18 protein-coding genes and 4 tRNA genes are annotated in these 22,788 nt (G+C 57.0%); 2 read left to right on the top strand and 20 right to left on the bottom strand.

Annotation, left to right across the window (positions count from 1 at the left end):
* Window positions 1-422: 422 nt before the first annotated feature.
* The 19 genes from ABLV76_RS17165 to trxA form a co-directional block, all read right to left on the bottom strand.
* Window positions 423-499, bottom strand: a tRNA-Pro gene (locus ABLV76_RS17165).
* A 42-nt stretch (window positions 500-541) separates the two neighbouring features.
* A tRNA-Leu gene (locus ABLV76_RS17160) sits at window positions 542-628 on the bottom strand.
* 23 nt (window positions 629-651) lie between these two features.
* Window positions 652-727, bottom strand: a tRNA-His gene (locus ABLV76_RS17155).
* Between the two features lie 55 nt (window positions 728-782).
* Window positions 783-859 (bottom strand) — tRNA-Arg (locus ABLV76_RS17150).
* A gap of 102 nt (window positions 860-961) precedes the next feature.
* Complete coding sequence (locus ABLV76_RS17145) at window positions 962-2,347, bottom strand: amino acid permease (RefSeq protein ID WP_004886813.1); 1,386 nt, start codon at window positions 2,345-2,347, stop codon at window positions 962-964.
* Between the two features lie 205 nt (window positions 2,348-2,552).
* A complete protein-coding gene (gene wecG / locus ABLV76_RS17140; RefSeq protein WP_119621163.1) occupies window positions 2,553-3,293 on the bottom strand; it encodes a lipopolysaccharide N-acetylmannosaminouronosyltransferase in 741 nt (246 codons plus the stop codon).
* An 11-nt stretch (window positions 3,294-3,304) separates the two neighbouring features.
* Window positions 3,305-4,651, bottom strand: coding sequence for an ECA oligosaccharide polymerase (gene wzyE / locus ABLV76_RS17135; protein WP_004886822.1), 1,347 nt, complete (start codon window positions 4,649-4,651; stop codon window positions 3,305-3,307).
* Window positions 4,648-5,724 carry a TDP-N-acetylfucosamine:lipid II N-acetylfucosaminyltransferase gene (locus ABLV76_RS17130; RefSeq protein ID WP_004886826.1) on the bottom strand — a complete coding sequence of 359 codons (1,077 nt, stop codon included), beginning with the start codon at window positions 5,722-5,724 and terminating at the stop codon, window positions 4,648-4,650. Before ABLV76_RS17130 ends, wzyE begins: the two co-directional genes overlap by 4 nt.
* Window positions 5,721-6,971 (bottom strand): lipid III flippase WzxE, encoded by a 1,251-nt coding sequence (gene wzxE / locus ABLV76_RS17125; protein WP_004886828.1) that lies wholly within the window; start codon window positions 6,969-6,971, stop codon window positions 5,721-5,723. The genes ABLV76_RS17130 and wzxE overlap by 4 nt, the downstream gene beginning before the upstream one ends.
* Before the next feature lies 1 nt (window position 6,972).
* Window positions 6,973-8,103, bottom strand: a complete 1,131-nt coding sequence (rffA, locus tag ABLV76_RS17120; protein WP_004886831.1) for a dTDP-4-amino-4,6-dideoxygalactose transaminase — start codon at window positions 8,101-8,103, stop codon at window positions 6,973-6,975.
* 4 nt (window positions 8,104-8,107) lie between these two features.
* Entirely contained in the window at window positions 8,108-8,782 is a 675-nt protein-coding gene (gene rffC / locus ABLV76_RS17115; protein WP_004886833.1) for a dTDP-4-amino-4,6-dideoxy-D-galactose acyltransferase, read from the bottom strand.
* Window positions 8,760-9,641, bottom strand: coding sequence for a glucose-1-phosphate thymidylyltransferase RfbA (gene rfbA, locus ABLV76_RS17110; protein ID WP_004886836.1), 882 nt, complete (start codon window positions 9,639-9,641; stop codon window positions 8,760-8,762). The genes rffC and rfbA overlap by 23 nt, the downstream gene beginning before the upstream one ends.
* An 18-nt stretch (window positions 9,642-9,659) precedes the next feature.
* Complete coding sequence (gene rffG / locus ABLV76_RS17105) at window positions 9,660-10,727, bottom strand: dTDP-glucose 4,6-dehydratase (protein WP_004886839.1); 1,068 nt, start codon at window positions 10,725-10,727, stop codon at window positions 9,660-9,662.
* Window positions 10,724-11,986 (bottom strand): UDP-N-acetyl-D-mannosamine dehydrogenase, encoded by a 1,263-nt coding sequence (wecC, locus tag ABLV76_RS17100; protein ID WP_004886842.1) that lies wholly within the window; start codon window positions 11,984-11,986, stop codon window positions 10,724-10,726. The genes rffG and wecC overlap by 4 nt, the downstream gene beginning before the upstream one ends.
* Entirely contained in the window at window positions 11,983-13,113 is a 1,131-nt protein-coding gene (gene wecB, locus ABLV76_RS17095; RefSeq protein ID WP_004886844.1) for a UDP-N-acetylglucosamine 2-epimerase (non-hydrolyzing), read from the bottom strand. The genes wecC and wecB overlap by 4 nt, the downstream gene beginning before the upstream one ends.
* 56 nt (window positions 13,114-13,169) lie before the next feature.
* On the bottom strand, window positions 13,170-14,216 hold the full coding sequence (gene wzzE, locus ABLV76_RS17090; RefSeq protein ID WP_004886846.1) for an ECA polysaccharide chain length modulation protein: 1,047 nt from the start codon (window positions 14,214-14,216) through the stop codon (window positions 13,170-13,172).
* Between the two features lie 13 nt (window positions 14,217-14,229).
* The gene (wecA, locus tag ABLV76_RS17085) at window positions 14,230-15,333 is read right to left on the bottom strand and encodes a UDP-N-acetylglucosamine--undecaprenyl-phosphate N-acetylglucosaminephosphotransferase (RefSeq protein WP_004886849.1); all 1,104 of its coding nucleotides are present in this window, start codon (window positions 15,331-15,333) and stop codon (window positions 14,230-14,232) included.
* A gap of 240 nt (window positions 15,334-15,573) precedes the next feature.
* Window positions 15,574-16,833 (bottom strand): transcription termination factor Rho, encoded by a 1,260-nt coding sequence (gene rho / locus ABLV76_RS17080; protein WP_002883293.1) that lies wholly within the window; start codon window positions 16,831-16,833, stop codon window positions 15,574-15,576.
* Between the two features lie 332 nt (window positions 16,834-17,165).
* Window positions 17,166-17,495, bottom strand: a complete 330-nt coding sequence (gene trxA, locus ABLV76_RS17075) for a thioredoxin TrxA (RefSeq protein ID WP_002883224.1) — start codon at window positions 17,493-17,495, stop codon at window positions 17,166-17,168.
* 342 nt (window positions 17,496-17,837) lie between these two features.
* On the opposite strand from trxA, the gene rhlB reads away from it, so the two are divergent.
* Window positions 17,838-19,103 carry an ATP-dependent RNA helicase RhlB gene (rhlB, locus tag ABLV76_RS17070; protein ID WP_002883222.1) on the top strand — a complete coding sequence of 422 codons (1,266 nt, stop codon included), beginning with the start codon at window positions 17,838-17,840 and terminating at the stop codon, window positions 19,101-19,103.
* A gap of 117 nt (window positions 19,104-19,220) precedes the next feature.
* On the top strand, window positions 19,221-20,711 hold the full coding sequence (gppA, locus tag ABLV76_RS17065; RefSeq protein ID WP_023319439.1) for a guanosine-5'-triphosphate,3'-diphosphate diphosphatase: 1,491 nt from the start codon (window positions 19,221-19,223) through the stop codon (window positions 20,709-20,711).
* A 51-nt stretch (window positions 20,712-20,762) separates the two neighbouring features.
* Here gppA and rep read toward each other — a convergent pair whose 3' ends face one another.
* Window positions 20,763-22,787: a DNA helicase Rep gene (gene rep / locus ABLV76_RS17060; RefSeq protein ID WP_004886858.1), complete on the bottom strand. Its 2,025-nt coding sequence runs from the start codon at window positions 22,785-22,787 to the stop codon at window positions 20,763-20,765.
* Window position 22,788 lies beyond the last annotated feature (1 nt).

Below are 22,788 nucleotides of genomic sequence, written 5' to 3'. Positions count from 1 at the left end.
CTCCCCCGCCTTCGCGTTGACGATCCCCTGAAAGAAAAAAACGCCTGCGCTGAAATCAGGGCAGGCGTTAAAACAGGTCTGTTTGACAACAAATTGGGTGCTTCACTCAACGTAATGTCCATGGTGTTTGATGAGGCATAAATGCGACATCTGTCAGTGGACGATAAGCACCGTAAGAACGGCTCTGCATCATTCCGGAGTTTATGAGGCACGAAGGCGAACATAAGAGATGGAATGAGCATCTACCCGGTTATTATCGCACAGGATCCGGGGAAATTGCATCTACCACAGTGATGAATTGAGAGTTTTCCTGACGCGTATTCTTAAGCAAAGAGAAGATTTTTTATCAGCAAGATCAGGGGAATAAGTCATGGCAGGAAATAACAGAAAACAAAAAACCCCGCCGAAGCGGGGTTCAAAATTGGTCGGCGAGAGAGGATTCGAACCTCCGACCCACTGGTCCCAAACCAGTTGCGCTACCAAGCTGCGCTACTCGCCGAAATACTGCTTTTTGAATTTTTAGTTCAATTCGTTAAAGTCGTGGTGCGAGGGGGGGGACTTGAACCCCCACGTCCGTAAGAACACTAACACCTGAAGCTAGCGCGTCTACCAATTCCGCCACCTTCGCAAATTCACAACTCTATCAAATAATGGGGTGGCTAATGGGATTCGAACCCACGACAACTGGAATCACAATCCAGGGCTCTACCAACTGAGCTATAGCCACCACTGCAAACCTTTTACGCGGTATTAAAACCACCGCAGCTCCAGCACCGGGTTAATGGTGCGCCCGACAGGATTCGAACCTGAGACCTCTGCCTCCGGAGGGCAGCGCTCTATCCAGCTGAGCTACGGGCGCTTAGCGCCGTTGCGGGGTCGGATAATACGGACTTCCTCCCCCGCTGTCTAGTGCCTTTTTAAAGAAAATTATCGTTTGCTCATGCTTTGTTCGTTTTGACGCTTATTCAGCCGGATTATTGATTTGTCCCTGTCTTCCGAGGCCAAACACCTTATAAATCAGGGTAACGGCAGCAAGGAAAATAATACCGACAAAGAGCGACATCCGGGTTTCATCATTCAGCCCCATCCCGACCAGCACGCAGATCAGGAAAGCCATGGTGAAATAGTTGGCCCACGGAAACAGCAGCGAACGGAACGGATGGCTGGCTATCGCTGCCTGATGTACGCGACGGAAACGCAGCTGACTAATCAGGATCACAAACCACGGCACCATCCCCGGCAGGACGCTGGCGCTATAGACATAGACAAATACCCGCTGGGGATTAGGAATGATGTAATTCAGGCAGGAGCCTACCAGCAGGATCAGAATCGACAGCGCTACGCCGACGGCAGGAACGCCGTTGCGCGATACCTTACCGATCGCCGCCGGCAGCTGACGGTTCTTCGCCAGGGCGTACAGCATACGTCCGCAGCTGTACATCCCGCTGTTGCAGCCGGAAAGCGCCGCCGTCAGCACCACGAAGTTGATAATCCCCGCCGCGGCGGTAATACCGATTTTGGCAAACGTCAGTACGAACGGGCTGCCGTTGGAGCCGATTTGATCCCATGGGAAAATGGTGACGATAACGAAAATCGCGCCGACGTAGAAAATCAGGATCCGCCACAGCACTTTGCCCACCGCGCTGCGTAACGTAACCTGCGGATTTTTCGCTTCACCTGCGGTAATGCCGATGAGCTCCACGCCCTGATATGACGCGACCACGATACACAGCGCCGTCAGGAAGCCCTTCCAGCCGCCGGCAAAGAAACCGCCATGTTCGGTCAGGTTGCCAAAACCGATGGAGTGGCCGCCGTTGCCAAAGCCGAAGAAAATGACGCCCAGGCCCACGACGATCATCACAATAATGGTGGTCACTTTAATCATGGCGAACCAGAACTCGATTTCACCGTACAGCCGGACCGCCGCGAGGTTTGCCAGCGCCACCAGCCCCACGGCAATTAATGCCGGGATCCACTGCGCCATCTCCGGGAACCAGAACTGCACATAGACGCCGATGGCGGTAATCTCCGAGATGCCCACCGCCATCCACATAAACCAGTACGACCACGCGGTCAGGTAGCCGAAGAAGGGGCTCATATAGCGATGCGCATACACCGCGAAAGAGCCGGTGACGGGCTCAAGGAACAGCATTTCGCCCATTGAGCGCATAATGAAAAAGACGAACAGGCCAGCAATAATGTACGCCAGCAGCACGGAAGGTCCAGCCCACTTCAGCGTACTGGCCGCCCCCATAAACAACCCCACGCCAATCGTCCCACCAAGGGCGATCAGTTCAATATGCCGGGCCTCCAGTCCACGCTGGAGCTCCGCTTTTTTCTCAGTCATATATCCTCTTGTGTTTGCCGTATTCCGGGTACTCCCGGTTATTGTTATTAACTGAACTCATAGCCTTGCCGACGCGCAGGTCTCCCCCGCGCGTATAAAGCCTGCGAATGGTTAATTAATTTTGCGGAAATGGCAAATAAAGTATCAGGCGAGTGAAGAGATTACACAGAATATGTATGCAAACTCGCCTGGTTGCAGTGGAATATCAGAGCTTACCGGAATAATGCCAACGTAAATAGCGCAGTAGGCGGAACTGTCTCTTGATGCGGCTCGGCTGTAAAAGCAGACGATAGAACCATTCCAGCCCCAGATCCTGCCAGAACTTCGGCGCCCGATGCACGTGCCCGGTGAAAACATCGTAAGTGCCGCCGACGCCCATATACAGCGCGTGCAGGTACAGACGCCGACAGTCGCGCATAAAGATCTCCTGACGCGGGGACCCCATGGCGACGGTGACGATTTTCGCCCCGCTGTCGCGAATGCGTTCGAATAATGCCTGGCGCTGTTCAGGAGCAAAATAGCCGTCCTGGGTGCCGACGATATTCACCTGCCAGCGCTGGCGCAGGCTGGACGCCGTCTGCGCCAGGACTTCAGGTTTACCGCCGACCAAAAACACCGGTGTGCCTTCAGCGCCGGCGCGCTGCATTAACGCTTCCCAGAGATCGGCCCCTGCCACGCGGGACACCTGGGCTTGCGGATATTTTTTACGCAGCGAACGCACCACGCTGATGCCATCCGCATATTTAAACTCCGCCGCCTCAATCAGCGCCCGCACCTCCGGGTTATCCTCTACGGCCAGCATTTTCTCGGCATTAATCGCCACTAGCGTCCCCTCGCGGAGAACGCCGTCGGCATACAAATAATCCAGAGCGTGCTGCATATCGCGCCAGCCTATGAGCTGCAGCCCTCTTAACAGGTACAACGGCGCGGAAATGGTCCCAGTCATGTCCATCCTTCTCAGACTTGCGGTTGCGAAAGCGGTTTTACGCGCTTATGAATCAGTCCCACGCTATCCAGGAACCAGTACAGCAGTTTCGCCGCCAGCAAGCAGATACCAAAGATCACGAGGAAAAACACCACGCGGGAGCCGAACGAATCCAGGCCCTCGCGCGCCAGCACTATCATGTTGAAGATAGCGCCGAAACAGAAACTGTGCAGGATAGCCGCTTTATAGCGATTGCTCTCCCGGTTGCCCAGCTCATACAGCCAGTCGAACCATTTAATAATCAACCCGACCGCCACGGCGCCCAGCGGCACAAACCAGACGCCGCCCATCACCACCAGCGAGCCAATCAGCGTCGGCGAAATCGCCAGCCCCGAATGGTTGTTTAATACTTCCCAGGTAAAGTAGTTGGCGGTATTGAGCACCATCGTCGGGCGACCGTGCCACATCCAGCTGGGGATAAAGACGTAGAAATCGCGGATCATCGGCGCCAGACCCTGAAAATCGATCTTGTCGTAGTTTTGCAGCAGCAGCGCCAGGTTCTCCCACGGCGAGAAGGTATCGCGTGTGAGATAGAGGAAGGTATAAAACGCTTCGTCGCCGCTGACGTTCATCCCGTAGCGCTTCAGCGCCAGCCAGAACATGCCGACGATGCCCAGCACGCCCGCCGCCGCCAGCATCCACAGGCTGATCCAACCGCGAATAATGCCGATAAACAGGAAGATGGCGAAGGCGATGATGATATTGGCGCGCGTCCCGCCGACGATAGCGTAGGTCAGCAAACCAAAGGCCACCGTGCTGACGAGGAAGAAGATCCACGCCTTATAATCCTGGCGCAGGAAATAGACCACCAGCATCGCCGGAATAAAGAAGTAGAAGAAGCGCTTCAACGCCACGCCGGAGACTTCAGCAGAGAAAATCTGGCTGTAGGAGTTGAGCTTAAACAGCAGGAAACCGTTGTGGGCGAAGAAGATGCCAACGCACAGCAGCGCCAGCCCCATCAAAATGCCCCACGCCAGATGGGTTTCTACCCGGTTCATGGTGAACAGCGGCCGATGCGCAACCTCACGCGATGCCGGACGCAGCCGCGTTTTATAGGTCACGTAGTAAATCGCGTAGAAGCACACCGCGATCAGCAGCGTCTGCAGCAAAATCTCCGGCGGCGCCACGCTGACGTCAAAGCGGAACACCAGAATACTGGTCAGCGGGAAACCGAAGAAGAAAGTCAGCAGAAACAGCAACGAGAAAAAGACGTTGAAGTTGAAGCGTACCCGGCGGAACTCAAACCAGGTGGCGGTAGCGATAAACAGCGTCGACAGCAGCCAGACTACCAGCAGCCCGCTAAATTGCATTAACGTCATGCCTGCCCCTCCGCCGCTAACCGTAGCGCCCGCTGCCAGCCTGTCAGATAGTTCGGCCGGAAGAAAGCGATACCCGACTTATCCACGCTCGCCAGTTGGCGCTGCGCTTCGCGCACCACGCTGACGTCCAGCGCATCGCTGGTGAACAGCACCGGCACATGCTGCTCGGTCATATCCTGCCAGAACGGGTTTTCGCGGTTGAGCACGCAGGGAATGCCCGCCTGAATCAGCAGGCACAGGGTGCCGATCCCCTGCTGACGCGCGAACAGGAAATAGCCCAGATCGCAGCGGCGCAGCAGCGCCAGATAATCATGAAACTCCAGTTTCTCGCTGAGGATCTGCAGATGCTCACCGCTAAACAGCGCCGCCCCCGCCTCACGAACCTCATTGATATAGGCCTCGTTATTCGCCGGATAGCCCATCGGCACGATGACGTTTACCGTATCGCCAAACTGCTGATAAATAGCCTTCAGCGCGGCAATATGTTCATTGCTGCGATCCCCTGAGTTACCCACCAGAATGGTCAGCGTGTCGCCGCGCGGCGCGTTTTCGGCCAGGGTATTCAGCGCCGGATCCATACGGGTCGGGAAATAGAGCAGTTCGCCCGGGACGCGCGGATGACGGTTTGCGAACCAGCTCAGATCGCCGCGGGTGGCGAAAACGCGCCCTACCCGCCCCTGCGCCAGGCGGCGCAGCGGATAGAATAGGCGGAACTTCAGGCTGGTGGCGTTTTCGTACAGATCCGCCCCCCAGATATGCCAGTTAAACTGCGACGGGCGGATACCACCGCCCAACAGCGCCAGCCACAGGCCGGTATTGAACTGGCCGTGGAAGAAAAAGCGCTGCTGGCGGTTGGCTTTGGCTTGCGCAATCACCGCCTGCGCCAGCGACTTCTTCCCCGGATAACAGGTGATGTCCAGCGCCGGATACCCATCACGCACGCTAGCCTCATCACCGACGATCATAAATCTCCTGGCCTGCGGATCGGCGGCCAGTTCGTCGTTAAAGAACCGCAGTACGGTCTGGTTATGATGCGGGATATCTGATCCCAGTACATGTATCAGTGCTGTCATGCCCGTTTACGCCAGAGTAAAAACACGCCACTACAAAGGGCGAAATAAACAATATAAGTGGCCATATACGCCTGCGCCGCGCCAACCGCGCCGTGCGCCGGTATAAGCCAGTGTGAGAATGCGGTCAGCAGTGTGAACTGGCTGATTTCCGTCAGAATATAAAAACGCAGCGACGCTTTGGCGATCACCAGATAGCCATAGACGTAGGCGCCTACTTTTAAAACGTCGCCCACCAGCTGCCAGGCGAACAGGTCACGCATCGCGGTAAAGCGATCGGAAAACAGCAGCCAGATGGCAAAATCGCGCAGCAGCCAGACCGTCAGGCTCGCCGCCGCCACTGCCGGCAGGACGAATTTCAGCGACTTGACTATCTCGCGGGTGATATCCGTTTTGGCGCTCAGCCGCGACAGCGTCGGCAGGAGATAGACGCTGAACGAGGCGGTAATAAACTGCAGATAGGCATCAGAGATGCTGCTCACCCCCTGCCAGATACCGACCGCCTCCCAGCCATAATGCGCCGCCAGCAGATTACGCATCATCACATAAGCCACCGGCAGGGTCACTGAGGTTATCAGCGCCATCAGGGTAAATTTCGATAGCTGTCCCGCCAGACCGTTATCCCAGCGCGGACGCAGGGCGCTCAGCGGGATATTACCCCGCCGCCAGAGCATAATACCCGCCGGAACCACCACCAGCGCCGGAACTAACGCCAGCCCCAGCAGCGCGCCCTGATAGCCGCCCAACACGTAGCAAGCATAGTAAGCCGCCACGCCGATCAGGCTCCCGGCAATCAGCGAGAAGGCGTTACCCGCCGCATCGCGAAAGCCTTTCATCAGCGCCAGCAGGAAGTTCGCCCAGGCGATCCCCATCTGTACCAGCGCCACCAGCCGTACCAGATTCTGATAATGAGTATGGCCGAACAGCCCCTGGCTTATCGGCGCCGCGGCCAGTAAAAACACCAGCGCCAGCAGTGTGGAAAAGCCAAGCACCATCGCCGACGAGGTGCCCACCACCTGCTTCAGGCGCGGGGGATCGTCGTGATGCTGCGCCACCAGCTTCGTGACGCCATTAAATATCCCGGCCCCGGCCAGCACGCCGAGCACGGTGACCAGTTGCCGGAAGTTACCGGCCTGGCCAACGCCCGCGGGCCCAAATGAGACGGCCAGCAGCTTGACGACCAACAGCCCGGCGCCGATTTTGACCAGCGTCGATGCCGCCGTCCACAATGAAGCTTTTGCTAACGACATATCAGGAGAAGTAGCTCAGCAGCGAGTTAATCACCGTCCGCTGGTTCACCACAGACAGATTGTAAAACAGCGGCAGGCGTACCAGGCGCTCGCTCTCCTGGGTGGTATAGCGATCTTCACCGTGGAATTCGCCGAAGTGTTCGCCTGCCGGACAGCTGTGCAGAGGAATGTAATGGAATACCGCGAGGATCTCCGCCTCTTTCAGCCAGGCGATCAGCCTGCTGCGATCCTCGATATCGCGCAGCTTAATGTAGAACATGTGCGCGTTTTGCCCGCAGTCGGCCGGGATCGTCGGCAGTTCGATACGTCCCGCGCGGGCCAGCGGCAGCAGGGCGTCATAGTAGTTCTGCCACAGCGCCAGGCGCTGTTGGTTGATGCGTTCTGCCGCTTCCAGCTGCGCCCACAGGTAGGCGGCCTGCAGGTCGGACATCAGATAGCTGGAGCCAATGTCCCGCCAGGTATATTTATCCACCAGGCCACGAAAGAACTGGCTACGGTTGGTGCCTTTTTCGCGAATGATCTCCGCGCGCTCCACCAGCGTGCGATCGTTGATGAGCGTCGCCCCGCCCTCACCGCCAGCGGTGTAGTTTTTGGTTTCATGGAAGCTGAAGCAGCCGATATGGCCGATGGTGCCCAGCGCACGCCCCTTGTAGGTGGACATCACCCCCTGCGCGGCATCTTCCACCACGAACAGGTTGTACTTGTCGGCGATGGCCATGATGATATCCATCTCGCAAGCTACGCCGGCATAATGCACCGGGACGATCGCCCGGGTTTTATCGGTGATAGCGGCTTCGATTAACGTTTCATCGATATTCATCGTATCGCGACGGATATCAACGAAGACGATTTTCGCCCCGCGCAGCACAAAAGCATTGGCGGTGGAGACAAAGGTATAGCTGGGCATAATCACTTCGTCGCCCGGCTGGATATCCAGCAGCAGCGCGGCCATCTCCAGCGAAGCCGTGCAGGAAGGGGTTAGCAGGGCTTTTGCCGTGCCAAAACGCTGCTCCATCCACTGCTGGCAGCGGCGCGTAAAGCCGCCGTCGCCGCACAGCTTGCCGCTGTTCATCGCAGACTGCATGTAATCAAGCTCGGTTCCAACCACCGGCGGCGCGTTAAATGGGATCATGAGGTCACCTGTATAGCCAGTAGGCGGTGCTTTCCACATTAGCACCGCTGAGAATATAACGTTTAAGCGCGGCGGTGTTGCCCATCTGGGTCGCCACCCGCAGTGTAGAAAGTCCGCGCGAAGCGGCCCAGTACCGCGCCGCCTGCATCAGCTGCGCCCCGGCGCCGCGTCCGGCCAGCAGGCCGATACGCGCCTCGGTGGCATTGAGCTGGCGCAGGGAGACAAAGGCGCGAATATCGCCCTCAGGATGGCGGTAAATCAGGCACTGATGGTCGAAGGTGCCGCGCACCGCATTTTCAATCCACTGGGCATAGAAGCGGCCGCTGGCATCGGCAGCGTACCAGGGCGCACGAAAGCGGCTCAGGGCAAAGGCCTGCGCCGCCAGCTCGCGCAGTGGCGCAATATCCGCCTCCACGGCGACGTCGGCGCCCGCATCCGCAGGGTTGCCCACCGGTAGCGCCAGATCGACCTCGCCTTCCACCAGCTGAAAACCCAGCTGCTGCAGCGCGTCGAGCCGGACGGTGTCGCTGGCGGCTACCTTCGCCTGCACCCGCGACCACCCCGCCAGCGCCTCAGGCGTCAGCAGCGGCGCACGCTCGTCAAAGTGAACGACGGCGCTGTTAACGGCAAAGAAGCGGTTCTCCCACTCCAGGGGATCAATACTGGCGCGGACGGGCACGGAGCAGATCCAGCAGATATTGGCCGTAGCCGGTTTTTTCCAGCCGCTTCGCCGCGCGTTTGACGCCGTCGTCGTCCAGCCAGCCGTTGCGCCAGCCGATCTCTTCCAGACAGGCGATTTTAAAGCCCTGACGCTTCTCGACGGTCTGCACAAACATGCTGGCCTCGATCAAGCTATCGTGGGTGCCGGTATCCAGCCACGCAAAGCCGCGTCCAAGCAGTTCGACGGTTAATGCGCCATCTTCAAGGTACATCTGGTTGATGGAGGTGATTTCCAGTTCGCCGCGCTCGGATGGCTTGACCCGTTTGGCGTACTCCGCCACCTTGCCATCGTAGAAATAGAGACCGGTGACCGCCCAGTTCGACTTCGGCTGCTTCGGCTTCTCTTCCAGCGACAGCGCGCGGAAGTTGTCATCAAACTCCACCACGCCAAAGCGTTCAGGATCCATCACCTGATAGCCAAAAATCGTCGCCCCTTCCGTGCGGGCAGCCACGCTGCGCAGCTTGGGGCTGAAGCTCTGGCCGAAGAAGATGTTGTCACCTAACACCAGGCACGCCGGTTCACCGTTAAGAAAGGCTTCGCCGATGATAAACGCCTGGGCTAAACCATCCGGCGACGGCTGTACGGCATAGTGCAGCGCAATGCCAAACTCTGAACCATCGCCGAGCAGGCGCTGGAAATCGCGCAGATCGTCCGGTGTGGTGATGATCAGGATCTCACGGATCCCGGCCAGCATTAATACCGACAGCGGGTAGTAGATCATCGGCTTATCGTAGATCGGCAACAGCTGCTTCGACACGCCGCGGGTGATAGGATGCAGTCGCGTTCCGGACCCCCCCGCCAGAATAATACCTTTCATCATTCCCCCCAGAGATGATTAGCCTTGCAGCCCAAGACGCTCGCCCTGATAGCTACCGTCCTGAACCTGGCGCCACCATGGCTCGTTCGCCAGATACCACGCCACGGTCTTACGCATACCGGAAGTGAAGGTCTCAGCCGGCGTCCAGCCCAGCTCACGGGCAATCTTCGAGGCATCAATGGCATAGCGCAGATCGTGGCCCGGGCGGTCGGCAACAAAGGCGATCAGGTCGCGATAGTGCGCCACGCCCTGCGGCTTATTCGGCGCCAGCGCTTCGAGCAATTCGCAAATGGTTTCCACCACCTCGATGTTTTTACGTTCGTTATGACCGCCGATATTGTAAGTCTCGCCCGGTTCGCCGCGGGTCGCCACCAGATATAGCGCCCTGGCGTGATCTTCCACGTACAGCCAGTCGCGGATCTGCTGTCCATTGCCATACACCGGCAGCGGCTTGCCCGCCAGCGCGTTGAGGATCGTCAGCGGGATCAGCTTCTCGGGGAAGTGATACGGGCCGTAGTTGTTCGAACAGTTGGTGATAAGCGTCGGCAGGCCATAGGTTCGCAGCCAGGCGCGCACCAGGTGGTCGCTGCTGGCTTTCGAGGCCGAATAGGGACTGCTTGGCGCATAGGGCGTGGTCTCGGTAAAGAAATCATCGCTGCCGTGCAGATCGCCATACACTTCATCGGTGGAGATGTGATGGAAGCGAAACGCCGATTTTTGCGCCGTAGCCAGCGTATTCCACCAGCTACGGGCCGCCTCCAGCAGCGTATAGGTGCCCACGATATTGGTTTCAATAAACGCCGCCGGGCCGTCAATCGAACGATCGACATGGCTTTCCGCCGCCAGGTGCATCACTGTATCCGGTTGATACTGAACGAAAATACGATCAAGCTCGCCGCGGTCGCAAATATCCACTTGTTCAAAGGCGAAACGCGCATCCTGCGCCACCGGCGCCAGCGACATTAAATTGCCGGCGTAGGTCAGTTTATCCACCACCACCACGCGATCGGCGGTGTGCTGGATAATCTCCCGCACTACCGCCGAACCAATGAAGCCCGCGCCGCCGGTGACCAGAATGGTTCTCACCGCCACACTCCTTTGGTGTCGATGATATACGCCTGGGTGACGCTATCGCCGCTAACGGCTTTAAATTCATGGTGATCGACCAGCATCACCAGCACATCGGCGCTGGCCAGCGCCGCATCGAGGGTCGCCAGCGTACACAGACCGTCGAGCTTCTTCGGCAGCGCGTGAATGTTGGGCTCAACCACCTGCGTCGTGCCGCTGTGCCAGCGGGCAATCTGCGCGGCAATTTCCATTGCCGGGCTTTCGCGCAGGTCGTCAATATTCGGCTTAAAGGCGAGGCCAAAACAGGCAATGGTCAGTTCGCTGGCCCGTTTGTTGGTGGCATTCAGGCAGTCCGCTACCTGCGCTTTCACCTGTTCGATAACCCATTCCGGCTTGTGGTCGTTAACCTCACGGGCCGTGCGGATCAGACGCGCCTGCTGCGGGTTCTGCGCCACGATAAACCACGGGTCGACGGCGATACAGTGGCCGCCGACGCCCGGACCCGGCTGCAGGATATTCACCCGAGGATGACGGTTCGCCAGGCGGATCAGCTCCCAGACGTTAATGCCCTGGTCAGCGCAAATCAGCGACAGCTCGTTGGCAAAAGCGATGTTGACGTCGCGGAAGCTGTTTTCCGTCAGCTTGCACATCTCAGCGGTGCGCGAGTTGGTCACCACACATTCGCCTTCAAGGAAGATTTTATACAGCTCGCTGGCGCGAGCGGAGCAGACTGGCGACATGCCCCCGATAACGCGGTCGTTTTTAATCAGCTCGACCATCACCTGACCGGGCAATACCCGCTCCGGGCAGTAGGCGATATTCACGTCCGCCGCTTCACCCACCTGCTGGGGGAAGCTAAGATCCGGGCGCATCTCCGCCAGCCACTCAGCCATCTGTTCGGTCGACCCGACCGGCGAGGTGGACTCGAGGATCACCAGCGAGCCTTTCTTTAACGTTGGCGCAATGGATTTTGCCGCCGACTCGACAAACACCATATCCGGCTCGTGGCGATCTTTAAACGGCGTCGGCACGGCAATCAGGTAGGCATCCGCTGCCACCGGGGTGGTGGTGGCGCTTAAATACCCCTGCTCGACCGCGGTCTTCACCACGCTCGCCAGATCCGGCTCCACGATATGAATCTCTCCACGGTTAATGGTCTCCACGGCATGTTGATTGACATCAACGCCGACCACCCGCTTCTGCCGGGAGGCGAACGCGGCAGCGGTTGGCAGCCCGATATAGCCAAGGCCAATCACTGAAATGGTAGAAAAACTCATAGCGTTACCTGATTATTTTTAAGTGCAGACAAAATTCGACGACATGCTTCGCCATCGCCATAAGGATTATGCGCGCGGCTCATCGCCTGGTATGCGGCATCATCCTCCAGCAGTCGCGTCACTTCCGCGACGATGCGCTGGCTGTCAGTGCCCACCAGACTCACGGTGCCGGCGGCCACCGCTTCCGGACGTTCGGTCATATCGCGCATGACCAGCACCGGTTTCCCCAGGGAAGGCGCCTCTTCCTGAATGCCACCGGAATCGGTCAGGATGAGCCAGGCCCGATCCATCAACCAGACGAACGGCAGGTAGTCCTGCGGTTCAATCAACATCACGTTGTCGATATGGCCGAGAATACGGTTCACCGGTTCGCTGACATTAGGATTCAGGTGAACCGGATAGACAATCTGCACCTCAGGGTGGGTATGGGCTATCTCCGCCAGCGCCTGGCAGATCTGCTCAAAACCGCGGCCGAAGCTTTCCCGCCGATGGCCGGTAACCAGAATCATTTTTTTACCGTGGCTAATGAAAGGGTAGCGCTGCAGCAAGGTCTCCCGTAGCGCTTCATCGCCCAGAACCCGATCGCGCACCCAGAACAGAGCATCGATGACGGTATTACCGGTCACCGTGATGCGACTGTCGGCAATGTTCTCCCGCAGGAGATTCTGCCGCGAGGTTTCCGTAGGGGCGAAGTGGTACGTCGCCAGATGCCCGGTCAACGTACGGTTGCCCTCTTCCGGCCACGGCGAACTTAAATCGCCGGTCCGCAGCCCCGCCTCTACATGGCCCACCGGTATGCGCTGGTAAAACGCCGCCAGGCTCGCCGCCATCGTGGTGGTGGTATCGCCATGCACCAGCACCACGTCGGGTTTAAACGACTCCAGGACCGGCTTCAGCCCCTCAAGAATACGGCAGGTGATCTCGGTGAGCCCCTGCCCCGGCTTCATGATGTTGAGATCGTAGTCCGGGGTGATGGAGAATAGTTTCAACACCTGATCGAGCATCTCCCGATGCTGCGCGGTCACGCATACTTTCGCCTCAAAATGAGGATCCTTTGCCAGCGCATGGACCAGAGGAGCCATCTTGATGGCTTCCGGCCTCGTGCCAAATACAGTTAGTACTTTCACATCGATTCTCTTCGATTAGGCGATGAAGGTCATCTGCCCTTCACCACAGGCCGCAATCACAGGACACGACGACGCGATAACGCCACGCCTGCGCCGATGAGCGCACCCACAATCCCCCACATCACCATCAGAAATACACGGCGCGGGCTATCGCGTTTTACAGGTTCTTCCGGCGTTCGCAAATACCGGTAAGTCTGAAAACGCGGGTCCAACGTTGGACCGACGTTCAACGTGCTCAGCATGGCGCGATTCTGGTCGTAATCGAGGTCATATTCCGGTCCGACGGCCTGCAGGTTTTCCAGTCTGGCCTGCAGCATCGGCCTGCCCAATAAAAATAGCTCTGAATCCGGCAACTGATCGGCAGGAACATCCGTTTCGCTGCGTGAGATGTTATGCTGCTGAGCGACCTTCAGCGCTTGCTCCACGCTGTGGGTCCGGCGGTTGAAAATAGCCTCGGCCACCTCCTCCTGGCGCTTCACCTGCGCCTTCATTTGCACCGTCCGCGCCGCCCAGGCGCCTTTGAGTTCGTCGTTAAGATGGCCGGCCGCCCGCTGGCTGGCGAAAGCCACATACTGGCGCAGCAAATTATTGGCATCCTGCCCAGTCTCGGCAGTCAGTTTGACGCTGTCATTGACGCTCTTGGCCGCATCGCCGGGCATAAACTGGATATTGTTAATCAAATCATCCAGCATCGCCGCATCGGCGCGAGCATTACCCGACTGGCGCTGCTTGTAGTAGTCCGTTTGCAGCCAGAAATCACGCCGGGTGTCCCAGGAGGCCAGCTGCATGATGAACTCTTTATACGCTTCATCCATGGCGGAAGGCTGATCCACCGAGGCCAGGTCGGCTTTGATATCCAGATTGCGTAAGAACTGCTGCTGGGAATAGTACCCCCCCAACATGTTGACAGTAGGCCGATCGGTGATCGCCGTGGCGCTCCACTCCTGGCGAGCAAAGAAGGTGTACACCAACACGATAGCGGCGAAGAGAACAGCGCCGCCGACTATCCAGCCTTTTCCTGCCCATAAAGCGCGAAACAGCCCGCGAATATCCAGTTCGTTCTCAACGTTCACTGCTTGTGCTCCCGGTAATGGTTGAGTCATCACATCCCCAGCTTTACTTGGTTAGTTTCGGATTATTGCCGCTGTGTCGCCGAATTCTGCGTCTGATGCGCTTAACCAGACGCGCCACTTTCCAGGCGCGCTTAATACAGTAGCCATAAAGGAAGAAGGCCACCAAAAAGAGAATTAACATCACCCATTCCGGCACAATGCGGGTATATTCCGCCGCGACGCCAACCAGCGCCAGCAGGGCAGCGGCCAGGGTAATCAGGACGAACGCCTGGCGGGAAGTAAACCCGGCGCGCATGATCAAATGATGAATATGCTGCCGGTCCGGTGAGAAAGGACTCATGCCTTTACGCAGGCGGCGATACATAATCGCCACCATATCCATCAACGGGATAGCGATAATCCACAGCGCAGTGACCGGGCTGATGGGATGCGTTTTACCTTGGGTGGTTTCCAGCAGGATCCAGATGATGGTGAAGCCAATCATGGTGCTGCCGGCGTCACCCATAAAAACTTTATAGCGGCGGCCGAGGGCGCCAAGATTAAGAAGAATATAGGGCAGAATGGCGGCGATCATCGCAAAACACCACATCGCCAGGCTGTACTGGCCATCAAACCAAAGGATGATCCCGGTCGCCGCAAAGGAGACCGATGACAGGCCGCCGAGCAGACCGTCAATCCCATCGACCATATTAAACGCATTGATGGCGGCCCAGACGGCAAACAGAGTAAGGAAGAAGCCGAAGGGCCCCAGCACCAGCTCCCACGAGCCAAAAATAAAGCCCAGACTACTCAGATGCAGATTCCCTGCCATCATCATAATCACGGCGATCGCGGCCTGAATGACCGCGCGAATTTTCACGCTGATGTCAAAGCGATCGTCCAGCGCACCAACCAGCACCAATACCCCCGCACAGGCCAGATACAGCGAGGCGTGAGGAATATAATAATCGGCGATAGCGAAGGTAAAACAGATGCCTGCATAAACTGAGATACCACCGACCAACGGAATCAACCCCTGATGCCGTTTGCGATAGTTTGGTTTATCCACTAACCCAATCTTTTTTGCCACTTTCCGCGCGACAAAAATAAAGAGGGTCGTGAATAAGAAAATACTGATTAATTCAGTAATAGCAGTGAGTAAATTCACAACGCATGTGCTCTCAGCATAGTTAATCCGGGAAGTATAGCGATGATGCCCCAACTCCAGAAGGGGAAAAGCAGAACATTACAAATTTATTGTATAGATTTTAGTCTGTTAAAGCTGTCTCCGCCTGCTGTCCGGCGCCATTATACGACAACTTTCGTCCCGCTTTCTCTGTCTCTGGATCATACAAATCCCAAAATGAAAACGCCACGCAAAGGCGTGGCGTTTCTGGCTTTTTTTACCTTACGAGCGCTTCATCATATCGAAGAAGTCATCATTCGTCTTAGTCATTGCCAGTTTATTAATGAGGAATTCCATCGCGTCGATCTCACCCATCGGATGGATAATTTTGCGCAGGATCCACATTTTCTGCAGCTCTTCCTGAGTGGTGAGCAGCTCTTCTTTACGCGTACCGGAACGGTTGTAATCGATAGCCGGGAAGACGCGTTTTTCAGCAATCTTACGAGAGAGGTGCAGCTCCATGTTACCGGTGCCTTTAAACTCTTCGTAGATAACTTCATCCATTTTGGAGCCAGTGTCGATCAGCGCCGTGGCGATGATGGTCAGGCTACCGCCCTCTTCAACGTTACGCGCTGCGCCGAAGAAACGCTTCGGACGGTGCAGGGCGTTAGCGTCCACACCACCGGTCAGCACTTTACCGGAAGCCGGGACCACGGTGTTGTAGGCGCGCGCCAGACGGGTAATGGAGTCGAGCAGGATGATAACGTCTTTCTTGTGTTCAACCAGACGTTTCGCTTTCTCGATAACCATCTCAGCAACCTGAACGTGACGGGATGCCGGTTCGTCGAAGGTGGAAGCAACGACTTCACCTTTGACCAGACGCTGCATCTCGGTCACTTCTTCCGGACGTTCGTCGATTAGCAGCACCATCAGCACGCAGTCCGGATGGTTGTAAGCGATGCTCTGCGCGATGTTCTGCAGCAGCATGGTTTTACCGGCTTTCGGCGGCGCGACGATCAGACCACGCTGGCCGCGGCCAATCGGGGAAGCCAGATCCAGTACGCGAGCGGTTAAGTCTTCGGTAGAACCGTTACCACGCTCCATACGCAGACGAGAATTCGCGTGCAGCGGCGTTAAGTTCTCGAACAGGATCTTGTTACGGGCGTTTTCCGGCTTGTCGTAGTTAACTTCGTTAACTTTCAGCAGCGCAAAGTAACGCTCACCCTCTTTCGGAGGACGAATCTTACCGGAAATGGTGTCACCAGTGCGGAGGTTGAAACGGCGGATTTGGCTGGGGGATACGTAGATGTCGTCAGGGCCGGCGAGGTAGGAGCTGTCTGCGGAGCGGAGGAATCCAAATCCATCCTGCAGTATCTCCAGTACGCCGTCGCCAAAGATATCTTCGCCACTCTTCGAATGCTGCTTGAGGATGGCAAAAATAATATCCTGCTTACGCATACGAGCCAGATTTTCCAGCCCCATATTTTCGCCGAGAGTAATCAGCTCAGAAACCGGCGTATTCTTTAATTCGGTAAGATTCATAGTGGTGTGGGTTCTTAAACTCGGGGTAAATCTCGAACTTAATGTTGTGAATGGTATGGCAGGAACTTCCATGCCTGTTAACGGCCTTCATCTCGTGTCTGTACGTTGCCTGGTCACAGGAAAGAACGCAGAACTGAAACGACTAGACGGAATGAGTGAAAAGCCCGGAATTAATAGCTTCACGCGCATTTTTTTGCGGGATGCTTCGGGTAAAACAAGATTCAAACAAGGTATGTTTAAAACGAAGTCTGTGGATTAACTTAGCACGACTCCAGCCGGGCGTCCAGAGTTCCGCAAAAAATAGGAATCTGGACGCCGGAACAGCAATTCGCTTACGCCAGGTTGGCGTCGAGGAACTCTTTCAGCTGACCCTTGGACAGGGCGCCAACTTTGGTGGCCGCCACTTCGCCGTTTTTGAACAGCAGCAGGGTTGGGATGCCGCGAATGCCGTACTTCGGCGCGGTACCCGGGTTCTGGTCGATGTTCAGCTTAGCTACGGTCAGTTTGCCCTGATACTCTTCAGCGATCTCATCCAGAATCGGGGCGATCATTTTGCACGGACCACACCACTCTGCCCAGAAATCGACGAGGGTTAGCCCGTCAGCCTTGAGTACGTCCGTGTCAAAACTGTCGTCAGTCAGGTGAATAATTTTATCGCTCATATTTAACTCCACAGGAATAAGCCTGGTGTGTTGGTGTCGTAGCCATCAACGACGCGCTGCAGCTACGTTATGCACGCTATTCTTCAGGATACCTCAATTCTCTGGTCTGCCAACTGGCGCGATCCATCATGGACCCACCTTTTGACGCCAGGGTTGCCCGAACGCGAACTGCATGCTGCAGATTTATCGCTCCCGACTCGCTTAGTGGTCTAAGCTATCCTGGATTCGTTCAGTTACCGTAGACGTACCTTGAATAATTTCGCACACCGCCAACGAAAGGTTGACGTTATTTCACCGGATACGCTTTCTTAATGCAATAGTTAGCTGATATTCTACCACACTATGAGCAAAACACATTTAACAGAACAGAAGTTTTCCGACTTCGCCCTGCACCCGGCAGTCATTGAAGCCCTTGAAAAGAAAGGGTTTCATAATTGCACACCTATTCAGGCCCTCGCCCTTCCGCTGACGCTGGAAGGCCGCGATGTCGCCGGGCAGGCGCAAACCGGTACCGGTAAAACGATGGCGTTCCTGACGTCGACGTTTCATTATCTTCTCTCTCACCCGGCTATCGCCGATCGCCAGGTAAACCAGCCGCGCGCGCTGATTATGGCGCCGACGCGTGAACTGGCGGTACAGATCCACGCGGACGCTGAACCGCTGGCGCAGGCCACCGGTCTGAAGCTGGGTCTGGCTTACGGCGGCGACGGCTACGATAAGCAGCTGAAAGTGCTGGAAAGCGGCGTCGATATTCTGATCGGCACCACCGGTCGTCTGATCGATTACGCGAAGCAAAACCACATTAACCTCGGCGCCATTCAGGTCGTCGTGCTGGACGAAGCCGATCGCATGTACGATCTCGGCTTTATTAAAGATATCCGCTGGCTGTTCCGCCGCATGCCGCCGGCCACTCAGCGTCTGAACATGCTGTTCTCCGCGACCCTTTCCTATCGCGTACGCGAACTGGCGTTCGAACAAATGAACAACGCCGAGTACGTTGAAGTCGAGCCGGAACAGAAAACGGGCCACCGTATTAAAGAAGAGCTCTTCTACCCGTCCAACGAAGAAAAAATGCGTCTGCTGCAGACGCTGCTGGAAGAAGAGTGGCCCGATCGCGCCATCGTCTTCGCCAATACCAAGCATCGTTGTGAAGATATCTGGGGCCATCTCGCCGCCGACGGCCATCGCGTAGGTCTGCTGACCGGCGACGTGGCGCAGAAAAAACGTCTGCGTATTCTCGAAGAATTTACCCGCGGCGACCTCGATATCCTGGTCGCGACTGACGTTGCCGCTCGTGGCTTGCACATTCCGGCCGTGACCCACGTCTTTAACTACGATCTACCAGACGATTGCGAAGATTACGTTCACCGCATTGGCCGTACCGGTCGCGCTGGCGCCAGCGGTCACTCCATCAGCCTCGCCTGCGAAGAGTATGCGCTGAACCTGCCGGCTATCGAAACCTATATTGGTCACTCAATTCCGGTCAGCAAGTACAACCCGGACGCGCTGATGACCGATCTGCCGAAGCCGCTGCGCCTGACCCGTGCTCGCCCAGGCAACGGCCCGCGCCGCAACGGTCCACCGCGCAATCGTCGTCGTTCAGGTTAAGAAATCTATGCTATACGCTCAATCATTCAGAATGTGCCAGGGCGCGCTTCCCCGGCAACCCGCTCAGTTACACGGATTGGGCACAAGCGCCCCGTCGACCAGGGAGCCTTCTGAACGATGAAGAGCATGAGCTCCACCTCGCTGTATGCCGCCATTGATTTAGGTTCCAACAGTTTTCATATGTTGGTGGTGCGCGAGGTGGCTGGCAGTATCCAGACGCTGAGCCGCATTAAGCGCAAAGTCCGTCTTGCCGCCGGCCTGAATAGCGACAATACACTCTCCGCAGAAGCGATGGAGCGCGGCTGGCAGTGCTTACGCCTGTTTGCCGAACGCCTGCAGGATATTCCGCCGGCGCAAATCCGCGTCGTGGCCACCGCCACGCTGCGTCTTGCCGTCAATGCCGGCGAATTTCTGGCGAAAGCGCAGGAGATCCTCGGCAGTCCGGTACAGGTCATTAGTGGCGAAGAAGAAGCGCGTCTGATTTATCAGGGGGTCGCCCACACCACCGGCGGCGCCGATCAGCGTCTGGTGGTCGATATCGGCGGCGCCAGCACCGAACTGGTGACCGGAACCGGCGCGCAAACGACCTCGCTATTTAGCCTGTCGATGGGCTGTGTGACCTGGCTTGAACGCTATTTCGCCGATCGCAGCCTGACGAAAGAAAATTTCGATCTTGCCGAGGCGGCCGCGCGTGAGGTGCTGCTGCCCGTCGCCGATGTGCTGCGCTATCACGGATGGAAAGTGTGCGTTGGCGCCTCCGGCACCGTTCAGGCTCTGCAGGAAATTATGATGGCGCAGGGGATGGATGAGCGGATCACCCTGACCAAACTCCAGCAGCTTAAACAGCGCGCCATTCAGTGCGGACGCCTGGAAGAGCTGGAGATCGAAGGCTTAACCCTTGAGCGAGCGCTGGTGTTTCCAAGCGGGCTGGCGATCCTTATCGCTATCTTCAGCGAACTGAATATTCAGTGTATGACCCTCGCGGGCGGCGCGTTACGTGAAGGTCTGGTGTACGGCATGCTGCATCTCTCCGTTGAACAGGACATCCGCAGCCGCACTCTGCGTAATATTCAGCGTCGTTTTATGATCGACACCGAACAGGCCCAGCGCGTCGCTGGTCTCGCCAGCCACCTGCTCAGCCAGCTGGACGGCAGCTGGGAGCTGGATCCGCTAAGCCGCGACTTGCTCCTCAGCGCCTGTGCATTGCATGAAATTGGCCTGAGCGTGGATTTTAAGCGCGCGCCGCAGCACGCGGCCTATCTGGTCAATAATCTCGACCTGCCCGGCTTTACCCCGGCGCAGAAGAAGCTGATTGCGACGCTGCTGCTTAACCAGACTAACGCCATCGACCTCTCATCGCTTCATCAGCAGAATGCCGTCCCGCCGCGAGTTGCCGAACATCTTTGTCGCCTGCTGCGACTGGCGATCCTCTTTGCCAGCCGGCGGCGTGACGATTTGCTGCCCGCCATCAATCTTGTGGCCGATGATGAAAAACTGTCCCTGACGCTGCCGGAAAACTGGCTGGATAATCACCCGCTTGGGGCTGAGCTGATCGAACAGGAATGCCAGTGGCAGAGCTATGTGCACTGGGTGCTTGAGGTGAAGTAATACGCTGAACATTGCCGGGCGGCGGCTTCGCCTTACCCGGCCAGCTTATCGCTATCCTTTCTCTTTAGCTTTTGCCAGCATGGCGCGAATGTTCGCCACGTTAGCCTGTCCTTTATGCATTCGCTCTTCAGCGGTAATCACTTTGCGCGCCTGCTCCCAAATCAGATCGTCCTGGGGTAGCTCCAGCAGAAAACGGCTCGGTTCCGGGCGCACCACCTCACCATACTGCCGGCGCTCCTTACAGAGCGTAAAGGTCAGCTCTTTCTGCGCGCGGGTGATGCCCACGTAGGCTAACCGGCGCTCTTCATCGACATTATCTTCATCAATGCTGCTCTGGTGCGGGAGCAATCCCTCTTCCATTCCCACCAGGTAAACATACGGGAACTCCAGCCCTTTTGAGGCATGAAGGGTCATCAGCTGCACCTGATCCAGCTCTTCATCCGATTCACCGCGCTCCATCATGTCGCGCAGCGTAAAGCGGGTGACCACCTGCGTCAGGGTCATTGGCTCATCGATTTCGCTGCCTTCCAGCATCTCGGTCATCCAGGTGAACAGCTGGTTGACGTTTTTCATGCGCATTTCTGCGGCCTTCGGGCTGGGCGAAGTTTCATACAGCCAGGATTCGTAGTCAATTCCGCGGATCAAGTCGCGCACGGCGTTGACCGGCTCGCGTTCGGCCAGCTGCTGGATCTCACGCAGCCAGTGGGTGAAGCGGGTGAGTGATTCATACCCGCGCCCGGTCAGCGTCTGGCTGAGACCCATATCAAAGCTGGCGGTGAACAATCCTTTGTTGCGGCCCATCGCCCACTCACCGAGCTTTTGCAGCGTCGCCGGGCCGATCTCGCGCTTCGGTGTATTCACGATACGCAGGAAGGCGCTGTCGTCGTCCGGGTTGGTCAGCACGCGCAGATAGGCCAGCAGATCTTTAATTTCCGGGCGCGAGAAGAACGACGTGCCGCCGGAGATTTTGTACGGGATGCGGTTCTGCATCAGCATCTTTTCAAAGACCCGCGACTGGTGATTGCCGCGATAAAGGATCGCGTAGTCTTTGTAATTGGTTTTATTAATGAAGTGGTGGGCGATCAGCTCCCCGGCCACGCGCTCCGCTTCATGATCTTCATTGTTGGCGGAGAGCACTTTCAGCTCAGCGCCATATCCCAGCTCAGAGAACAGCCGCTTTTCAAAAACGTGCGGGTTATTGGCGATCAGAATGTTAGCGGCTTTCAGAATACGCCCGGAGGAGCGATAGTTCTGCTCAAGCTTGATAACCTGCAGCGCCGGGAAGTCCTGGCTGAGCAGCACCAGGTTCTGCGGCCGCGCGCCGCGCCACGAGTAGATCGACTGGTCATCGTCGCCTACCACGGTAAAACGCGCCCGCTGGCCCACCAGCAGCTTCACCAGCTCATACTGGCTGGTGTTGGTATCCTGATACTCATCCACCAGCAGGTAGCGGATCTTATTCTGCCAGCGTTCGCGCACCTCCTCGTTGCGCTGCAGCAGCAGCGTCGGCAGCAGGATCAGATCGTCAAAATCGAGGACATTGCAGGCCTTCATATGCGCATCGTACAGCCCATAGCAGTGGGCGAAGATGCGATCCCGTTCGCCTTTCGCACCCGCGGCGGCCTGCGCCGGGGTTTTCAGATCGTTTTTCCAGTTGGAGATCGTCGAGATCAACTGCTGGAGCACCACTTTGTCATCTTCGATCAACCCTTCGGTCAGCTCTTTGAGCAGCGCCACCTGGTCAGTATCGTCGAATAAGGAGAAGTTAGACTTCATGCCCAGCGCGGCGTATTCCCGCTTGATGATATCCAGCCCCAGAGTGTGGAAGGTGGAAATCATCAGCCCGCGTGCCTCTTTGCGCCCCAGCGTTTGCCCAACGCGCTCTTTCATCTCGCGCGCGGCTTTGTTGGTAAAGGTCACGGCCGCGATATGGCGCGCCTGATAGCCGCAGCCGCGGATCAGGTGGGCGATTTTATTGGTGATCACGCGGGTCTTACCGGAGCCGGCGCCCGCCAGCACCAGGCAAGGTCCGGTTACAAATTCGACGGCTTGTTGTTGGCCAGGGTTTAAACGCATG

Source organism: Klebsiella sp. GB_Kp047, from assembly GCF_040065235.1.
GTDB lineage: Bacteria > Pseudomonadota > Gammaproteobacteria > Enterobacterales > Enterobacteriaceae > Klebsiella > Klebsiella quasipneumoniae.
The sequence above is the reverse complement of the archived record's forward strand: the minus strand, read 5'-3'. Positions and strand labels throughout refer to the sequence as shown.

What these genes read in the sequence shown, in the direction of transcription:
- wecC (WP_004886842.1), bottom strand. Translation starts at nt 11,986, where the DNA reads ATGAGTTTTTCTACCATTTCAGTGATTGGCCTTGGCTATATCGGGCTG.
- wecG (WP_119621163.1), bottom strand. Translation starts at nt 3,293, where the DNA reads ATGACTGGGACCATTTCCGCGCCGTTGTACCTGTTAAGAGGGCTGCAG.
- gppA (WP_023319439.1), top strand. Translation starts at nt 19,221, where the DNA reads ATGAAGAGCATGAGCTCCACCTCGCTGTATGCCGCCATTGATTTAGGT.
- wzyE (WP_004886822.1), bottom strand. Translation starts at nt 4,651, where the DNA reads ATGACGTTAATGCAATTTAGCGGGCTGCTGGTAGTCTGGCTGCTGTCG.
- wzxE (WP_004886828.1), bottom strand. Translation starts at nt 6,971, where the DNA reads ATGTCGTTAGCAAAAGCTTCATTGTGGACGGCGGCATCGACGCTGGTC.
- rfbA (WP_004886836.1), bottom strand. Translation starts at nt 9,641, where the DNA reads ATGAAAGGTATTATTCTGGCGGGGGGGTCCGGAACGCGACTGCATCCT.
- ABLV76_RS17130 (WP_004886826.1), bottom strand. Translation starts at nt 5,724, where the DNA reads ATGACAGCACTGATACATGTACTGGGATCAGATATCCCGCATCATAAC.
- rho (WP_002883293.1), bottom strand. Translation starts at nt 16,833, where the DNA reads ATGAATCTTACCGAATTAAAGAATACGCCGGTTTCTGAGCTGATTACT.
- wzzE (WP_004886846.1), bottom strand. Translation starts at nt 14,216, where the DNA reads ATGACTCAACCATTACCGGGAGCACAAGCAGTGAACGTTGAGAACGAA.
- rep (WP_004886858.1), bottom strand. Translation starts at nt 22,787, where the DNA reads ATGCGTTTAAACCCTGGCCAACAACAAGCCGTCGAATTTGTAACCGGA.
- ABLV76_RS17145 (WP_004886813.1), bottom strand. Translation starts at nt 2,347, where the DNA reads ATGACTGAGAAAAAAGCGGAGCTCCAGCGTGGACTGGAGGCCCGGCAT.
- rffA (WP_004886831.1), bottom strand. Translation starts at nt 8,103, where the DNA reads ATGATCCCATTTAACGCGCCGCCGGTGGTTGGAACCGAGCTTGATTAC.
- trxA (WP_002883224.1), bottom strand. Translation starts at nt 17,495, where the DNA reads ATGAGCGATAAAATTATTCACCTGACTGACGACAGTTTTGACACGGAC.
- rhlB (WP_002883222.1), top strand. Translation starts at nt 17,838, where the DNA reads ATGAGCAAAACACATTTAACAGAACAGAAGTTTTCCGACTTCGCCCTG.